The 16,024-nt window shown below is 62.3% G+C and carries 11 protein-coding genes; 1 reads left to right on the top strand and 10 read right to left on the bottom strand.

The genetic code is table 11. The features are described 5' to 3' along the window. Nucleotides 1–4: 4 nt before the first annotated feature. Nucleotides 5–3,115: a sensor domain-containing protein gene (locus tag KHO23_RS01335; protein WP_211608894.1), complete on the bottom strand. Its 3,111-nt coding sequence runs from the start codon at nucleotides 3,113–3,115 to the stop codon at nucleotides 5–7. A gap of 165 nt (nucleotides 3,116–3,280) precedes the next feature. After that, entirely contained in the window at nucleotides 3,281–3,757 is a 477-nt protein-coding gene (locus tag KHO23_RS01330) for a nitrate reductase associated protein (RefSeq protein WP_211608886.1), read from the bottom strand. A gap of 158 nt (nucleotides 3,758–3,915) precedes the next feature. Here KHO23_RS01330 and fdhD point away from each other — a divergent pair, with 158 nt between their 5' ends. Further along, a complete protein-coding gene (gene fdhD / locus KHO23_RS01325) occupies nucleotides 3,916–4,755 on the top strand; it encodes a formate dehydrogenase accessory sulfurtransferase FdhD (protein ID WP_211608880.1) in 840 nt (279 codons plus the stop codon). 28 nt (nucleotides 4,756–4,783) lie between these two features. On the opposite strand, the gene KHO23_RS01320 is transcribed toward fdhD, so the two are convergent. The 8 genes from KHO23_RS01320 to aspS form a co-directional block, all read right to left on the bottom strand. Further along, on the bottom strand, nucleotides 4,784–5,554 hold the full coding sequence (locus KHO23_RS01320; protein WP_211608871.1) for an enoyl-CoA hydratase: 771 nt from the start codon (nucleotides 5,552–5,554) through the stop codon (nucleotides 4,784–4,786). Between the two features lie 124 nt (nucleotides 5,555–5,678). Further along, nucleotides 5,679–6,878, bottom strand: coding sequence for an acetyl-CoA C-acyltransferase (locus tag KHO23_RS01315; protein ID WP_211608863.1), 1,200 nt, complete (start codon nucleotides 6,876–6,878; stop codon nucleotides 5,679–5,681). A gap of 71 nt (nucleotides 6,879–6,949) precedes the next feature. After that, entirely contained in the window at nucleotides 6,950–9,385 is a 2,436-nt protein-coding gene (locus KHO23_RS01310; RefSeq protein WP_211608855.1) for a 3-hydroxyacyl-CoA dehydrogenase/enoyl-CoA hydratase family protein, read from the bottom strand. Between the two features lie 116 nt (nucleotides 9,386–9,501). Then, nucleotides 9,502–11,289: an acyl-CoA dehydrogenase C-terminal domain-containing protein gene (locus KHO23_RS01305; protein WP_211608847.1), complete on the bottom strand. Its 1,788-nt coding sequence runs from the start codon at nucleotides 11,287–11,289 to the stop codon at nucleotides 9,502–9,504. Between the two features lie 97 nt (nucleotides 11,290–11,386). Continuing rightward, nucleotides 11,387–11,986, bottom strand: coding sequence for a TetR/AcrR family transcriptional regulator (locus KHO23_RS01300; protein WP_211608845.1), 600 nt, complete (start codon nucleotides 11,984–11,986; stop codon nucleotides 11,387–11,389). Nucleotides 11,987–12,213: 227 nt separating this feature from the next. Continuing rightward, nucleotides 12,214–13,473 carry a cardiolipin synthase ClsB gene (clsB, locus tag KHO23_RS01295; protein ID WP_211608843.1) on the bottom strand — a complete coding sequence of 420 codons (1,260 nt, stop codon included), beginning with the start codon at nucleotides 13,471–13,473 and terminating at the stop codon, nucleotides 12,214–12,216. Beyond that, entirely contained in the window at nucleotides 13,470–13,970 is a 501-nt protein-coding gene (gene nudB / locus KHO23_RS01290) for a dihydroneopterin triphosphate diphosphatase (protein ID WP_211609813.1), read from the bottom strand. The genes clsB and nudB overlap by 4 nt, the downstream gene beginning before the upstream one ends. A 179-nt stretch (nucleotides 13,971–14,149) precedes the next feature. Next, nucleotides 14,150–15,949 carry an aspartate--tRNA ligase gene (gene aspS, locus KHO23_RS01285; protein ID WP_211608830.1) on the bottom strand — a complete coding sequence of 600 codons (1,800 nt, stop codon included), beginning with the start codon at nucleotides 15,947–15,949 and terminating at the stop codon, nucleotides 14,150–14,152. Nucleotides 15,950–16,024: the final 75 nt, after the last annotated feature.

The following is a 16,024-nucleotide window of genomic DNA, read 5'->3' as shown; positions in this document are numbered from 1 at the left end:
CGAACTACACCGTCACCACTTCCCGCCCTACCCCGCCCTGTAACAACGCCGAAATCGCGTCGGTCGACAAGGGCTTCGCGAAGTAGAAACCCTGCATTTCGTCGCACGCGCGTTCTTTCAGGAAGTCGAGTTGCGCCGACGTCTCCACACCCTCGGCGATCACCTGCAATTTCAGCGAATGCGCGAGCGCGATGATCGCCGACGTGATCGTTTCGTCGTCGCCCGACACGCCAATATCCGACACGAACGAGCGGTCGATCTTCAAACGGTCCACCGGGAAGCGCTTCAGATAGCTGAGACTCGAATAGCCGGTGCCGAAGTCGTCGATGGCAAGACCGATGCCGAGCGCGTGCAGTTCGTTGAGCATCGACACTGCCTCCTCGGCATTGCGCATGATGGTGCTTTCGGTAAGCTCGAGTTCGAGGTACTGCGGCTCGAGACCCGTCTCGGCAAGCACCTGCATGACGAGCTTCGCGATGTCGCGCTGCTGAAAAACCCGCGCCGACAGATTCACCGACACCCGCGCCGGCGGCAAGCCCTCGTCCTGCCACGCCTTGTTCTGGCGGCACGCCTCGCGTAGCACCCATTCCGACAGCGGCCCGATCAACCCGCTCTCCTCGGCAACCGGAATGAACACCGACGGCAGCACCAATCCGACTTCCGGATCGCGCCAGCGCACCAGCGCCTCGGTGCCGACGATCTGCCCGCTCCCGATATCCACCTGCGGCTGGTAGTGCAGCAGGAACTCGTTGTCGCGCAAGGCGCGGCGCAAACGCCGTTCGAGATTCAGGCGCGCGCCCGCACTCGCATTCATTTCCGGCTGGTAGAACTGGAACGTGTTGCGGCCCATGTCCTTCGCGCGATACATCGCGAGGTCGGCCTTTTTCATCAGCGTTTCCGCGTCTTCGCCGTCCTGCGGGAAGAGGCTCGCGCCCATGCTGCAGCCGACATACAACTCGGTGCCGTCGAGCCACACCGGCTCGGAAATCGACGCGCGCACCCGCTCCATCCACGCGATCAGCGACTGCTCGTCAACGGTATCGGTCATCACGATCACGAACTCGTCGCCGCCGTGCCGCGCGACCGTGTCGCTGGTTCGCGTGCAGCGCGCGAGCCGTTCCGCCACCACGCTCAGCAAGCGGTCGCCGACGCTATGGCCAAGGCTGTCGTTGACGTTCTTGAAACCGTCCAGATCGATGAACACCACCGCGACGCCCTTGTGATGCCGCTGGGCGACGATCAACGCATGCTGCAGGCGATCGCGCAGCAGGTTGCGATTCGGCAGCCGCGTGAGACTGTCGTAGTTGGCCTGGTATTCGAGCTGCTCCTGATAGCGGATCAGATCCGTCACATCATTGATCACGCCGATGTGATGCGTGATCACACCTTCCGCGTTCGGCACGGGCGCGATGAACAGCTGATTCCAGAACAGCGCGCCGTCCTTGCGATAGTTGCGCACCACGGCGCTCACCTCGCGGTTCGCGGCAAGCGCCTGGCGGATCAGGGCGACGCCTTCCTGGTCGCGGTCGTCGCGCTGCAGCACTCGGCAATCGTGACCCATCACTTCGGCGGGATCGTAACCGGTGATGCGCATGAACGCAGGGTTCACGTATTCGATCAGATTGCCCGCCGGCGACGGCGCGGTAATCAGAATCGCGTTGACGCTGGCATCGAGCGCGCGGCTTTGCAGACGCAAGGCCAGATCGGCGCGCTTGCGCTCGGTGATGTCCGTGTAGGAACCGAGCACGCCGATCACGCGGCCATCGCCGTCGGTGAACGGCAGCTTGCTCGTGACCGTGGTGCGATGCACGCCGTCGATCACCAGGTCGACCTCGAAATTCATTTTCGGCACGCCGGTGGTCACCACTTCTTTATCGTGCTCGTTCAGCAGGCCGGCGAAGGCGCGCCATGGCATATCGCTGTCACTCTTGCCGACCACCTGCTCAGGGTAAGAGAGCCCCGCATCGCGCGCGAACGCCATGTTGCAGCCGAGATAGCGCGACGCCTGATCCTTCCAGAAAATCCGCTGCGGGATGTTGTCGATCACCGTCTCGAGCATCTGGTTCGAACGCTGCGCTTCGGCTTCGGCGTTGATCTGTTCGGTGACGTCGTCGGCCAGCACGAAGAAAGCGGCGCGGCCCATGAAGTTGAGCGCGTGATAGGAAATGTCGGCGCTGATCGTTGACCCGTCCTTGCGCCGGTGATGCCAGACACCCGCCATCGTGCGGCCCTGATGCGGGACGTCGCTGCGCTGCAGGTGCGATTCAAGGCGCGAGATTTCGCCATTCGGCCGGATCGCGCGAATCGTCATGGCGAGAAATTCGCTTTCGGAATAGCCGTATTGCTGGATCGCTGCCGCGTTGACGGTGAGAAAGCGCAGCGTCTCGCGATCGAAAATGTACATCGGCACCGGATGATCGTCGAACAGGCCGCGAAAACGTTCGTCGTTGCGGTTGAGCGCGCGGACGGTGCGCAGTTTCTCGCGCGCGCGGCTTTCGCGAGCGCCGAACGTGAAGATCAGGAGCGCGCTGCCGGCCAGCATCGTCACGATCAGCAGAAACATGGCGCGCTGGGTTTCGTTCGCGGAGGCCGTGAGCGACGCCTGCAATGTCTGATTCTCCTGCTGGCGCAACGCCGTCAGACCGGCTTCCACCCGGCCGAGACCCAGCCCGAGATGCGTATAGGTCGACGCCGCCCACGCGCGCGACTCGTTTGGCGTGGTGCTGGCGCTCTTCAACAGCGCATCGTCGATATCGTGTTGCAGCGCATGACTGTCCGTACCCAGTTTGGCGAGCGTGTCGAGCAGCGCGGGTTCGCCGGCGAGTTCTTTGCGCAACTCGCGCTCCAGACCGGCCAGCGAAGTCGCCATGGCGGCGGCCTCGTTGACCGGCGTGGCCTCACCCGATGCTTCGAAACGGCCGAGCGCGGCCAGTCCGCTGTCCAGCGCCGTATGGTAGGCGTCGAGATTCTGACGCACGCTCGTCGAACGCAACATGCGCGCGTCGGCGTCGCGCTGGCCGCAAATCTGCGTATAGGCGACGAACGCGTTCGCGCCGATCGCAGCGGCGACGACCGCCAGATTGATCAGCAGCCGCTTCGATAAAAAAGGAGTCATGGGTTCCGAACGTCAATCGTTCTGAGGGCGGGAGCACGGGGGTCGCTTTCGGTGCGTCGGGTCGCGCCGAGTCGAGTCTTTTTACGCGCCAACCCATGGATAACGGCAGGGTTCGGAACAGATTAAGGGTGTGAAGTGAAATAATTCGCGCCTAGACGGCCGCGCCTAACCGGCCGTACCAAATTCCTTCATCGCGGGAATGAAGTCGTGGTTGCTTTCCGGCTTGCGCGACAATTTGGCGAGCACGTAGCGCTTGAACGGCGCGAGTTCGGCCCACTGGGCGACGCCCGGCGTGGGCAGGCCGGCGAGTCCCGCCTGGTGTGCGACGTCACCCGGTACGGCATCGGTGCGACGCCAGGCAGGCGCTTCCTCGGGCGTGAACCAATCCGGCTCGACATTCGCGTGCGTGCGCAGCATCTCGAACAGCGCGTGGTCGAAATTCGGCTCGATTTCCGAGTCTTCTTCGACCGGAAACCGCGCCAGCAGCTTGCGGTCTTCGAGCGGCAGCAACTGCCACTGCGCGAGCGTGATGCGCAGCCCGAAACGGTCGAGATTGAAGCGTACCGACATCGGGATGTAAGTGAAATTCTCCGACGACGCGACTTCGAAGTTGAACAGAAGCGGTGCTTCGTTGAGTGCCATGACAGTCATCCTCTTGGTGGCGGGCAACGCCCAAGCCCAGCTTGAGGTATTTTAGAACCTTATTCGCGCGATAGCAGCGTGGTCTGGCGCTGCTTCGCGCCGCCCGGCCAAGGCTGCAAGCCGTAGAAACGCGCGCAGCATGAAAGGAGTGAAGTCGCTTGAACGAACTGGACACAGACGGGCAGACGGGCGCCGTGGAGCGCCAGGTGCACCGGCATCGCGGCGCGGCGGTCGAAACCGTCACCGATCACGTCGGTCAGGAATGGCCGGTGGCGCTCGTCTTCAATGGCATCTCGCACGCGGTGATGATGTGCACCCCGCGCGATCTGGAAGCGTTCGCGGTCGGTTTTGCGGTTTCGGAAGGGATCGTGGAACGCGGCAGCGACATTCAGGACATCGAGGTCGAGTTGCACGACGATGACGAATTGCCGCACGCAGAAGTGCAATTGAAGGTGGTGCAGCAGGCTTTCGTTGCGCTGAAGGAAAAGCGCCGCGCGCTCGCCGGGCGCACCGGCTGCGGCGTATGCGGGATCGAAAGCATCGATCTGCTGGATCTGAAACCGGAACGCGTGCCCGATACCGGCTTTCTGCAACGGCTTGCACCGGATGCGATCGCTCGTGCCGCGCGCGAGTTGCCGGCGCACCAGGCACTAACCCGCCTGACCGGCGGCCTGCACGCCGCCGCATGGTGCGATGCGGCAGGCGCGATCCGCTACGCGTTCGAAGACGTCGGCCGTCACAACGCGCTCGACAAGCTGATCGGCCAGTTGGTGCTCGACCGAGCGGATACCCGGGAAGGTTTTGTGTTTCTGTCGAGCCGCGCCAGCTACGAGCTGGTGCGCAAAGCAGCACGTGTCGACGTGCCGATGGTCGCGACGATTTCGGCGCCGTCTTCGCTGGCGATTGCGATCGCCCGCAAAGCGGGCGTGCGGCTTGTCAGCTTCTGCCGGGAAACCAGCTACGTCGACTACGACACCTTGCAGCCGGCGCAACCTTGAACGCTTCAGGCGCCTGAACGCAGCCGGTTCAATCGAACTGCCGGAAGTCCGGCTTGCGCTTCTCGAAGAACGCCTTGAACGCTTCGCGCGCTTCCGGCGCGAGCAGCATCTTGCCGAAGTGCACCGCTTCCTCGATTATCTGCGTCTGCACTTCCTGTTGGCTCGCGCGCTTCATCAGGCTCTTCGTCACCCGCAGCGATGACGCCGGCAGCGCCGCCAGCTTCGCCGCTTGCGCGGCGGCGAACGCGTCGACTTCAGCCGCGGGCAGCACGCGATTCACGAAGCCCATGCGCTGCGCTTCCACGGCGTCGAATGCTTCGCCGAGCAGCAGCTTTTCCGCTGCGGCCTGATACCCGGCCACGCGCTGCAACAGCAAACTCGATGCGGCTTCCGGACACAACCCAAGTTGCGTGAACGGCAGCGAAAAGCTCGCCGTATTTGCTGCGTAGACCAGATCGCAGTGCAAGAGGAGCGTCGTGCCGATGCCGACCGCCGGCCCCGCCACCGACGCCACCACCGGCTTTTCCGCCGAACTGATCGCACGCAGGAACTGGAATACCGGCGAGTTTTCGCCGCCTGGCGGCTTCTTCATGAAGTCTTCGAGATCGTTGCCGGCGCTGAAAATGCCGGCGCTCCCGCGAATCAGAATCGCCCGAATCGATGCATCGCCTTGCGCTTCGACCAGTGCGTCGGCCATCGTCTGATACATCGCGGCCGTGATCGCGTTTTTCCGCTCGGGCCGGTTGAAGGCAATCGTCAGCACACCGTCGGCGCGCTCGACCAGAATATCCATTGTCATCTCCTCGTAGTCCTGTTGCTGCTGAATGGAAAAAACGGTTCGCAAGCCAGGCGGCCTGCGAACCGTTTCCGCGGTCCCTAGGTGGTCACTGCAAGGATCACTGCGGGGACCCGGGCGAACACGATTACAGACGTTCGATGATGCCCGCCGCGCCCATGCCGGTACCGACGCACATCGTCACCATGCCGTACTTGAAGTTGCGGCGGCGCAGGCCGTGCACAACCGTCGAGGCACGAATCGCGCCCGTCGCACCCAGCGGGTGGCCGAGTGCGATCGCGCCGCCCAGCGGGTTGATCTTCGACGGATCGAGACCGAGGTCCTGAATCACCGCCAGCGATTGCGCGGCGAACGCTTCGTTCAGCTCGATCCAGTCCATGTCCTCGATCTTCAGGCCGGCTGCCTTCAGCGCGGCCGGAATCGCTTCCTTCGGACCGATGCCCATGATTTCCGGCGGCACGCCGCGCACGGCGAAGCTAACAAAACGGGCGAGCGGCGTCAGGTTGAATTCCTTCAGCATCTTTTCCGACACGACGATCAACGCGCCCGCGCCGTCCGACGTCTGCGAGCTGTTGCCCGCCGTTACCGAACCCTTGTTCGCGAACACCGCGCGCAGTTTCGCCAGACCTTCCATCGACGTTTCGGCACGCGGGCCTTCGTCGAGCGCGACTTCACGCGTTTTGATATGCACTTCGCCGGTAGCGAGGTCGGGGAAACGCTCGGTGATCGTGTACGCGGCGATTTCGTCGTTGAATTCGCCGGCTTGCTGCGCGGCGATGGCGCGGCGGTGCGATTCGACCGAGAACTGGTCTTGTGCTTCGCGGCTGATCTTCCAGCGCTCGGCGACCTTCTCCGCCGTCAGGCCCATGCCGTAGGCGATGCCGATGTCTTCGTTGCGATCGAAGATATGCGGTGACATCGACGGCTTGTTGCCCATCATCGGCACCATGCTCATCGATTCGCAGCCGCCGGCGATCATCGCGTCCGATTCGCCGACGCGAATCCGGTCAGCCGCCATGGCCAGCGCGGTCAGGCCCGAGGCGCAGAAGCGGTTCACCGTGACGCCGCCCACCGAGTTCGGCAGGCCGGCCAGCAGTGCACCCATACGCGCGACGTTCAGGCCTTGTTCCGCTTCCGGAATCGCACAGCCGATGATCGCGTCTTCGATCACCTTGGTGTCGAGGCCGGGCACTTGGGCCACAGCCGACCTGATCGCGTGCACCAGCAGTTCGTCCGGGCGCGTGTTCCTGAACATCCCGCGCGGCGCCTTGCCGATCGGCGTGCGGCTCGCGGCGACGATGTATGCGTCTTGCAATTGCTTTGACATTTAAATATCTCCGTCTGTCGACGGGAGTTAGCGCTTTAGCGCTTACTCCCGTCCCATGCAATTTATTGCACTTAGTTGCGCACCGGCTTGCCGGTTTGCAACATGCCCATGATCCGTTCCTGCGTCTTTTGCGTGCCGAGCAGATCGACAAACGCTTGACGCTCGAGTTTGAGCAGCCATTCCTCGTCGACAAGGCTGCCGGCTTCAACGTCACCGCCGCACACCGCTTCCGCGATACGGCTGGCGATCAGGAAATCGTGCTCGCTGATGAAACGGCCGTCGCGCATGTTGACGAGCGATGCCTTGATGGTCGCAATCGCCGAGCGGCCCGCTACCGGCACTTGCGTGACACGCAGCGGCGGACGGTAACCCGCGGCGGACAGCGCGCGCGCTTCCTTCTTCGCGATGTCGAGCAGTTCGAACACGTTGAAGACGATCGTGTCGGACGGCTTCAGGTAACCCATTGCGCGGGCGTCGAGCGCGGAGGCCGAGACCTTCGCCATCGCTGCGTTTTCGAACGACTTCTGCACGAACTTCAACAGGTCGTTGGTCGCGCCGGCTGCGGTCGCGGCCTCTGCTGCGCGCAGTGCCGCTTCCTTCAGACCGCCGCCTGCAGGCACGAGGCCCACGCCGACTTCAACCAGACCGATGTAGCTTTCGATGTGCGCGACACGCTTCGCGCTATGCAGCGCCAGCTCGCAACCACCGCCGAGCGCAATGCCCGACACGGCCGAGATGACCGGTACGCTCGCGTACTTCACGCGCAGCATGCCTTGCTGGAACTTCTTCACGAACGGTTCGATACCCTTCGCGCCGCCCGTCATGAACGCGGGCATCGCTTCTTCGAGGTTCGCACCTGCGGAGAACGGGCCGCCCGGCGTGCCGAGTTTCAGCGACGTGGGTTGCCATACGACGAGACCCTTGTAGTCCTTCTCGGCCAGTTCGATCGCCTGCGTCAGACCGTCGATCACCGACGGTCCGATCGTGTTCATCTTGCTCTTGAACGACACGATCAGGACGTCGTTCTCGCCTGCACGGTCGTCGACCCAGGCGCGCACAGCGTCGGTTTCGAACAGCGTCTTGCCGTAGGTCTTCGGGTCAGCCGACGTTTCGCCGACCAGCGGTGCACGGAACACCTGCTTGTCGTAGACCGACAGCGACGAGCGCGGCACAAAAGTCTTCGAAGCCGGCGACCACGAACCTTCGTTCGTATGCACGCCGCCCTTCTCGGCAACCGGCCCCTCGAGCACCCACGACGGCAGCGGCGCGTTCGACAGCGCCTTGCCTGCCGCGATGTCTTCCTGCACCCATTCGGCGACCTGCTTCCAGCCGGCCGTCTGCCAGCCTTCGAACGGGCCTTCGTTCCAGCCGAAGCCCCAGCGAATAGCCAGATCGACGTCGCGCGCGTTGTCAGCGATCGATTCCAGATGCACGCCAATGTAGTGAAACACGTCGCGGAAAATCGACCACAGGAATTGCGCTTGCGGATGCTCCGATTCGCGCAGGAGCTTCAGACGCTCTGCAGGCGGGCGCTTCAGAATTCGGCCGACCAGTTCGTCCGCCTTCGCGCCGCCGTCGACGTAGGTGCCCGTCTTCGGGTCGAGCACCTTGATGGCTTTGCCTTCCTTCTTGTAGAAGCCGCCGCCGGTCTTCTGACCGAGCGCGCCCTTCTTCACGAGTTCGGCGAGCACGGCCGGCGTTTCGTAGACCGGGAAGAACGGATCGTCCTTCAGCGTGTCCTGCATCGTCTTGATGACGTGCGCCATGGTGTCCAGACCGACCACGTCCGCCGTGCGGAACGTTGCCGACTTCGCGCGGCCCAGACGCGAGCCCGTCAGGTCGTCCACTTCGTCGAAACGCAGGCCGAACTTCGCGGCTTCCGTGATGACGGCGAGGATCGAGAAAATACCGACGCGGTTGGCGATGAAGTTCGGCGTGTCCTTCGCCCGAACAACACCCTTGCCGACCACGCTCGTCAGGAACGATTCGAGTTGGTCGAGGATTTCCGGACGCGTCGTCGCGGTCGGAATCAGTTCGACCAGGTGCATATAGCGCGGCGGATTGAAGAAGTGCACGCCGCAGAAGCGCGCCTTCAGTTCATCCGAGAAACCGTTCGACAGGTCGGTGATCGACAGACCCGACGTGTTGGTCGCGAAGATCGCATTCGGCGCGATGTGCGGCGACACCTTCTTGTACAGGTCGTGCTTCCAGTCCATGCGTTCGGCGATCGCTTCGATCACGAGGTCGCACTCGGCGAGCTTCTCGATGTCGTCGTCGTAGTTCGCGGGCTGGATGTATTGCGCGTCGTCCTTCACGCCAAACGGCGCGGGCGACAGCTTCTTCAGATTCTCGATCGCCTTCAGCGCGATCGCGTTCTTCGGGCCTTCCTTGGCGGGCAGGTCGAACAGCAGCACGGGCACCTTGGCGTTGATCAGGTGCGCTGCGATCTGCGCCCCCATCACGCCGGCGCCGAGCACGGCTACCTTGCGAATGTTCAGATTGCTCACGTCGTTCCTCCGGGGAATTATGCGGTGTCGCGAATGTGTTTTTACGGTTCGCGATGTGTGGCCTGGCGGAGCGCCACGCCTCTTGAGAGCGTGGCGCTTGCCGTGAGGGGTGCGCCTTAGAACAGCGACTCTTCAACGTCCATCATCGACTTCGAACCGGCGCGCGCCTGACGAATCGTCATCGCCGTTTCCGGCAGCAGCTTCGCAAAGTAGAAGCGTGCGGTAGCGAGCTTCGCCTTGTAGAACGGATCGCCCGATGCTTCGTTGTCCAGCGCGATACGTGCCATGCGCGCCCAGAAGTACGAGAACACCAGGTGGCCGACGGTGCGCAGATACGGCACGGCGGCGGCGCCGACTTCGTCCGGGTTCTGCATGGCCTTCATGCCGATTTCCATCGTCAGCTTCTGCACCTTTTCACCGATGTCGGCGAGCGGGTTGATGAACTCCTGCATTTCCGGCTTCACGCCTTCGGCTTCGACGAAATCCGACACCAGCTTGCCGAACCTCTTCATCTTCGCGCCCATGTCGCCGAGAATCTTGCGGCCCAGCAGGTCGAGCGCCTGAACCGCGTTGGTGCCTTCGTAGATCATGTTGATACGCGCGTCGCGCACGTATTGCTCCATGCCCCACTCGGTAATGAAACCGTGGCCGCCGTAGATCTGCATGGCGTGGTTGGTGCTTTCGAACGCGTTGTCCGAAAGGAACGCTTTCAGGATCGGCGTGAGCAGCGCGACCAGATCCGCCGCTTCTTTGCGCACCGATTCATCGGCGTGCGACAGTTCCTTGTCGATGTGCAGCGCGGACCAGTACGAGAATGCGCGAGCGCCTTCAGCGTAGGCCTTTTGCGTGAGCAGCATGCGACGCACGTCAGGGTGGACGATGATCGGGTCAGCGGCTTTTTCCGGTGCTTTCGGGCCGGTCAGCGAACGCATTTGCAGACGCTCTTTCGCGTACACCAGCGAGTTCTGGTAGCCGATTTCGGTCAGGCCCAGACTCTGCATGCCGACCCCCAAACGCGCGGCGTTCATCATCACGAACATCGCGTTCAAGCCCTTGTTCGGCTCACCGACCAGCCAGCCCTTCGCGTTGTCCAGATTGATCACGGCGGTCGCGTTGCCATGAATGCCCATCTTGTGTTCGATGGAGCCGCACTTCACGCCGTTGCGCTCGCCCGGTTCGCCCGCTTCGTTCGGCACGAACTTCGGCACGATGAAGAGCGAAATACCCTTGGTGCCCTTCGGCGCGTCCGGCAGACGTGCGAGCACCAGGTGAACGATATTCTCCGCGAGATCGTGTTCGCCGCTGGAGATGAAAATCTTCGTGCCGCTGATCGCGTACGAGCCGTCGCTGTTCGGTTCGGCCTTGGTCCGCAGGATGCCGAGGTCGGTGCCGCAGTGCGGCTCGGTCAGACACATCGTGCCGGTCCAGACGCCCGCAACCAGCTTCGGCAGGTAGCGTTGCTGCAGTTCCGGCGTGCCGTGTGCGTGCAGGCATTCATACGCGCCATGCGACAGGCCCGGGTACATCGTCCACGCCTGGTTCGCCGAGTTCAGCATTTCGTACAGCGCGTTATTGACGAACGCGGGCAAGCCCTGGCCGCCGTAGTCCGGATCGCAGCCGAGTGCCGGCCAGCCGGCTTCCACGTATTGCTTGTAGGCTTCCTTGAAGCCCTTCGGCGTGGTCACGACGCCGTCGCCGACGTACGTGCAGCCTTCCTGATCGCCGCTGTGATTGAGCGGGAACAGCACTTCAGAGCAGAACTTGCCGGCCTCTTCGAGCACGGCGTTGATCGTGTCCGCATCGAGATCCGCGTGCTTCGGCATCTGCTTGATCTCGGCTTCGACGTTAAGCAGCTCGTGCAAAACGAATTGCATGTCGCGCAGCGGTGCGGCGTACTGTCCCATGACTCTCTCCAAAGTTTGACAAGGAGCGAGGCGATTAGCTCGGTCCGTGGAAACGGACTTTCAGCACCGCTGAATCTGTTTAAGTTCGACGGCCTTGCTAACGGCTTTCGCTCTGATACGAAACAATCAATTTTTCCAGCGCGGCCCACGTAAGACGCACTGCGTCCGGCAAGTGCAGGAAGCGCGCGTCGTGATGCAGGCCGAGCGTGAAGCTGTACAGTTCGAACAGCATCAGCTGCGGATCGGTATCGGCGCGCAGATGCCCTTCTTCCATCGCCTGCGAAATCGCACGAGTGAGCGCCGCACGCCAGATCGTCACGCTCGACACCAGTTGCTCGCGCACCGGGTTGTCTCCGCGGTCGTCATACTCGACCGCGCCGCTGATGTAGATGCACCCCGTGGTGACTTCCTGAATGCGTTTCTCAATCCAGCGGGCGAGCATCGCGCGCAAGCGCGGCAATCCACGAGGCTCGCGCAAACTCGGGAAAAACACCTCGTCTTCGAAACGACGGTGATATTCGCGCACGACTTCGACCTGCAAATCCTCGCGCGACCCGAAATGCGCGAACACGCCGCTTTTGCTCATCTGCATGCGCTCGGCCAGCAGCCCAATCGTCAGACCTTCCAGTCCGTCGCGGCTTGCCAGATCAAGTGCTGCTTCGAGAATCGCGACGCGCGTTTGTTCGCCTTTTCGCATAGCTTTTTTACCGTTCTAATGTGACCGAAAGAAAATCGAACGGCCGTACTATTATTGTGCGCCGCCGTCCGCGAAACAAGGACTTTATTAGAAACCGGTTTCTAACCCGGTTTCAATTCTGCGGCATCCGTCAATCAGAGGAAGGAGATTTTTTAGAGGCGGTTGCCTTCTTTTGTCCCCATTCATTGACACCGCGCCCTTGCGCCTATGTGAGAGAGGGGGAAGCGCTAGTCATAGCCACCCACCGTCAACAGCTTCATCGCCGCCCGGTAAGCTGTGTAGGCCAGCCAGTTAAGCAACCGCTCACCGGCCGGACGGGCCTCGTAGCGCGCCTCGTCGATCCGGCGCGAATCCTTGAACGCGGCGAGGATCGCTTCGCGCAACGCGCCGATCGACGGATCGTTCACCAGCACCACGTTGGCTTCGTTGTTGAGCATCAGGCTCAACGCATCGAGGTTCGACGAACCGACGGTTCCCCAATTCGAATCCACCACCGCGACCTTGCCGTGCAGCATGGTCTTCTCGTACTCGGCGATCTGCACGCCGGCTTTGAGCAGCGCACGATACAGGAACGGCACGGCGTAATCGAGCGCCCGGAACTCCTTGCGCCCGATGATCAGCTTCACCTCGACGCCTCGCTCAGCCGCGAACATCAGCGCGCGCCGCAGCTTGCGGCCCGGCATGAAGTACGGGTTGGCCAGCAGTACTTCGCTGCGCGCCTGGCCGATCGCGGTCAGATACGCCTTTTCGATGGCGCGACGGTTGATCAGGTTGTCGCGCGCGACGAAGGCGACGCACGGTTGCCCGCCGGCCCAAAGCGTTTCGTTGCGATTGCGGCGCCGGCGGCGCAGCGTGCCGAGCGACGCCATGGTCGTCGGCGCGAGATCAGGTTGGAGCGACTCCAGAGGCCGATGCCCGAGCCGGATCCTGCGCCATTGCACGTCGAACGCCTGGCGGATATCGGCGACCACCGGCCCATGCAATTCCACCGCGAAATCCCAGCGCCGGAAAGGCAGCTTCTCGCCGTTGTTCTCGTAATCGTCGACGATATTGATGCCGCCGCAGTAGCCGAATTGATCGTCCACTACGGCGATCTTGCGGTGCGTACGTGAGAAGCCGAAGCGGCCGAACAGATGCGGGTTGTAGATGCGATGCTCGATGCCGGCGAGCGTCCATTCGTTGAACATCTCGAGACGCTCGGTGCCGATACCGTCGGTAATCACGCGCACCTTTACGCCGCGCGAGACTGCGCGCAGCAAAGCCGCGCTAACGGCCTGACCCGCGCTGTCGTTACAGAAGATATAGGTTTCGAGAACCACGTCGCTTTGCGCCGCGTCGATGCGTTCGATCAGCGCGGCGAAGAACTCGTCGCCGGAACGTAGCAGCTTCACGTCGTTGCCGCTGGCGAAGCGGTAGCGCTGCCAGTAGCGGCGGCCGAGCAGCGATTGCCGGAGTCGCGCGAAACGGCGCGCGCCGCCGACGCTCACCGGACACGCTCCTTGGGCTCGCCATTCAGGCGCCCAGCAAGCCGCTTCGGCAATTGCAGGATCGCGTCGGCATTCGACGACGAAAAGCAGCGCGAGGCCGCCTCTTCATAGGGTAGCCACAGAAACGCGGTATGTTCGCGCGGCGCGAGCGTCACCTCGAGTTGCTCGGGCACTTCCAGGCTGAACCAGTGCTCAGTGTTGTGGATCACGCCCTCGGCATAGCGATGCCGGAACTGTGGGTAAATCTCATACTCGATCGAGTATTGCCAGTCGAACAGCGCGCTGTACGGCACCAGCTTGCTGCCGACCGCGATGCCGGTTTCCTCGGCCACTTCGCGGGCCGCCGTCTCAACGAAAGGTTCGTCTAGCTGGTCTTTCGAACCGGTCACCGATTGCCAGAAATCTGCGTGATCGGCACGCCGGATCAACAGCACGTCGAGCGCGGGTGTATGGATGACGACGAGTACGGATTGTGGGATCTTCGGCGGTTTCGGCATGGCGTAAAAACTGGGCGCAACGCTTGCGCGGTACATGTCGGCGAGTGGTCCTGTGATCGGTCGAGACCGGTTGCTTCGACTGTAACGCAAAAAACGAAAAAGGCGCATCACGCGCCTTTTTCGATTGCTTTTTCGTCACGTCCTGCTGTCGTTTTCAGACAGCTTCCGTTTGATCCAGCTTAGACCTTCGGTTCCGGCTGACGCAGACGGATATGCAACTCGCGCAACTGACGCTCGTCCACTTCGCTCGGCGCCTGCGTGAGCAGACACTGCGCGCGTTGCGTCTTCGGGAACGCGATCACGTCGCGAATCGAATCGGCGCCGGCCATCATCGTAATGATGCGGTCCAGACCGAATGCGATACCGCCATGCGGCGGCGCGCCGTATTGCAGCGCGTCGAGCAGGAAGCCGAACTTGGCTTGCGCTTCTTCCGCGTTGATCTTCAGCGCACGGAACACCTTGCTCTGCACTTCTTCACGGTGAATACGCACCGAACCGCCGCCGATTTCCCAGCCGTTCAGCACCATGTCGTAGGCCTTGGCGAGGCAGCGCGCCGGATCCGTTTCCAGATACTCGAGGTGCTCGTCCTTCGGGCTCGTGAACGGGTGATGCGCGGCGACGTAGCGGTTGTCTTCTTCGTCGTACTCGAACATCGGGAAGTCGACCACCCACAGCGGCTTCCAGCCGGATTCGACCAGACCGTTGGCCTTGCCGAATTCCGAATGGCCGATCTTCAGGCGCAGCGCGCCCAGGCTGTCGTTCACCACCTTCGCGCGATCCGCCGCGAAGAAAATGATGTCGCCGTCTTGCGCGCCGGTGCGCTCGATGATCGCCTTGACCGCTTCGTCGTGCAGGTTCTTGACGATCGGGCTTTGCAGACCGTCACGGCCCTTCGCCACTTCGTTGACCTTGATCCAAGCCAGGCCCTTCGCGCCATAGATGCGCACGAATTCCGTGTAGCTGTCGATGTCGCCACGCGAGAGCTCGCCACCCTTCGGCACGCGGATCGCCGCGACACGGCCATCTTTCGTGTTGGCCGGCGTGCTGAACACCTTGAAGTCGACGTCCTTGACCGCGTCGGTCAGGTCCGTGAATTCGAGCTTGACGCGCAGGTCCGGCTTGTCCGAACCGAAGCGGCGCATGGCTTCCGAATACTCCATGACCGGGAATTTCTCGGCAAGCGTTACACCGATCGTTTCCTTGAACACGTGACGGATCATCGCTTCGAACAGATCGCGGATTTCCTGTTCCGACAGGAACGAGGTTTCACAGTCGATCTGCGTGAATTCCGGCTGACGGTCGGCGCGCAGGTCTTCGTCGCGGAAGCACTTGACGATCTGGTAGTAGCGATCGAAGTTGGCGACCATCAGCAACTGCTTGAACAGTTGCGGCGATTGCGGCAGCGCGAAGAACTGACCCGGGTTGGTACGCGACGGCACGAGGTAATCGCGCGCGCCTTCCGGCGTGCTCTTGGTGAGCATCGGCGTTTCGATGTCGATGAAACCCAGCGAGTCCAGGTACTTGCGCACTTCGATCGCAACGCGGTAGCGCAGACGCAGGTTGTGCTGCATCTGCGGACGGCGCAGGTCGAGCACGCGGTGCGTAAGACGCGTGGTTTCCGACAGGTTGTCGTCGTCGAGCTGGAACGGCGGCGTGATCGACGGGTTCAGCACGATCAGCTCGTGGCACAGCACTTCGATCTTGCCGCTCTTCAGCGTGGCGTTCGTCGTGCCTTCCGGGCGAGCGCGAACCACACCCTTGATCTGCAGGCAGAACTCGTTCCGGACGCCTTCGGCCGTCTTGAACATCTCCGCGCGATCCGGATCGCAGACGACCTGAACGAGGCCTTCGCGGTCGCGCAGGTCGATGAAGATAACGCCGCCATGGTCGCGGCGGCGGCTTACCCAGCCACACAGCGAGACGGATTGGCCCAGCAGTTCTTCGGTCACCAGACCGCAGTATTCAGATCTCATCGACATGATGTTTGTCTTTCGTTTTGCATTAGTTGAACGGCGCGCCGCGATCAAACTCGGCTTGAAACTCTACGCACCGGC

It is taken from the genome of Paraburkholderia haematera, assembly GCF_905220975.1.
GTDB classification, from domain to species: domain Bacteria; phylum Pseudomonadota; class Gammaproteobacteria; order Burkholderiales; family Burkholderiaceae; genus Paraburkholderia; species Paraburkholderia haematera.
This window is presented reverse-complemented; position numbering and strand designations above follow the sequence as displayed.

Coding starts and splice junctions, on each gene's coding strand:
- aspS (WP_211608830.1), bottom strand. CDS start 15,949: ATGTCGATGAGATCTGAATACTGCGGTCTGGTGACCGAAGAACTGCTG.
- nudB (WP_211609813.1), bottom strand. CDS start 13,970: ATGCCGAAACCGCCGAAGATCCCACAATCCGTACTCGTCGTCATCCAT.
- KHO23_RS01320 (WP_211608871.1), bottom strand. CDS start 5,554: ATGACAATGGATATTCTGGTCGAGCGCGCCGACGGTGTGCTGACGATT.
- KHO23_RS01335 (WP_211608894.1), bottom strand. CDS start 3,115: ATGACTCCTTTTTTATCGAAGCGGCTGCTGATCAATCTGGCGGTCGTC.
- KHO23_RS01300 (WP_211608845.1), bottom strand. CDS start 11,986: ATGCGAAAAGGCGAACAAACGCGCGTCGCGATTCTCGAAGCAGCACTT.
- KHO23_RS01305 (WP_211608847.1), bottom strand. CDS start 11,289: ATGGGACAGTACGCCGCACCGCTGCGCGACATGCAATTCGTTTTGCAC.
- KHO23_RS01315 (WP_211608863.1), bottom strand. CDS start 6,878: ATGTCAAAGCAATTGCAAGACGCATACATCGTCGCCGCGAGCCGCACG.
- KHO23_RS01330 (WP_211608886.1), bottom strand. CDS start 3,757: ATGGCACTCAACGAAGCACCGCTTCTGTTCAACTTCGAAGTCGCGTCG.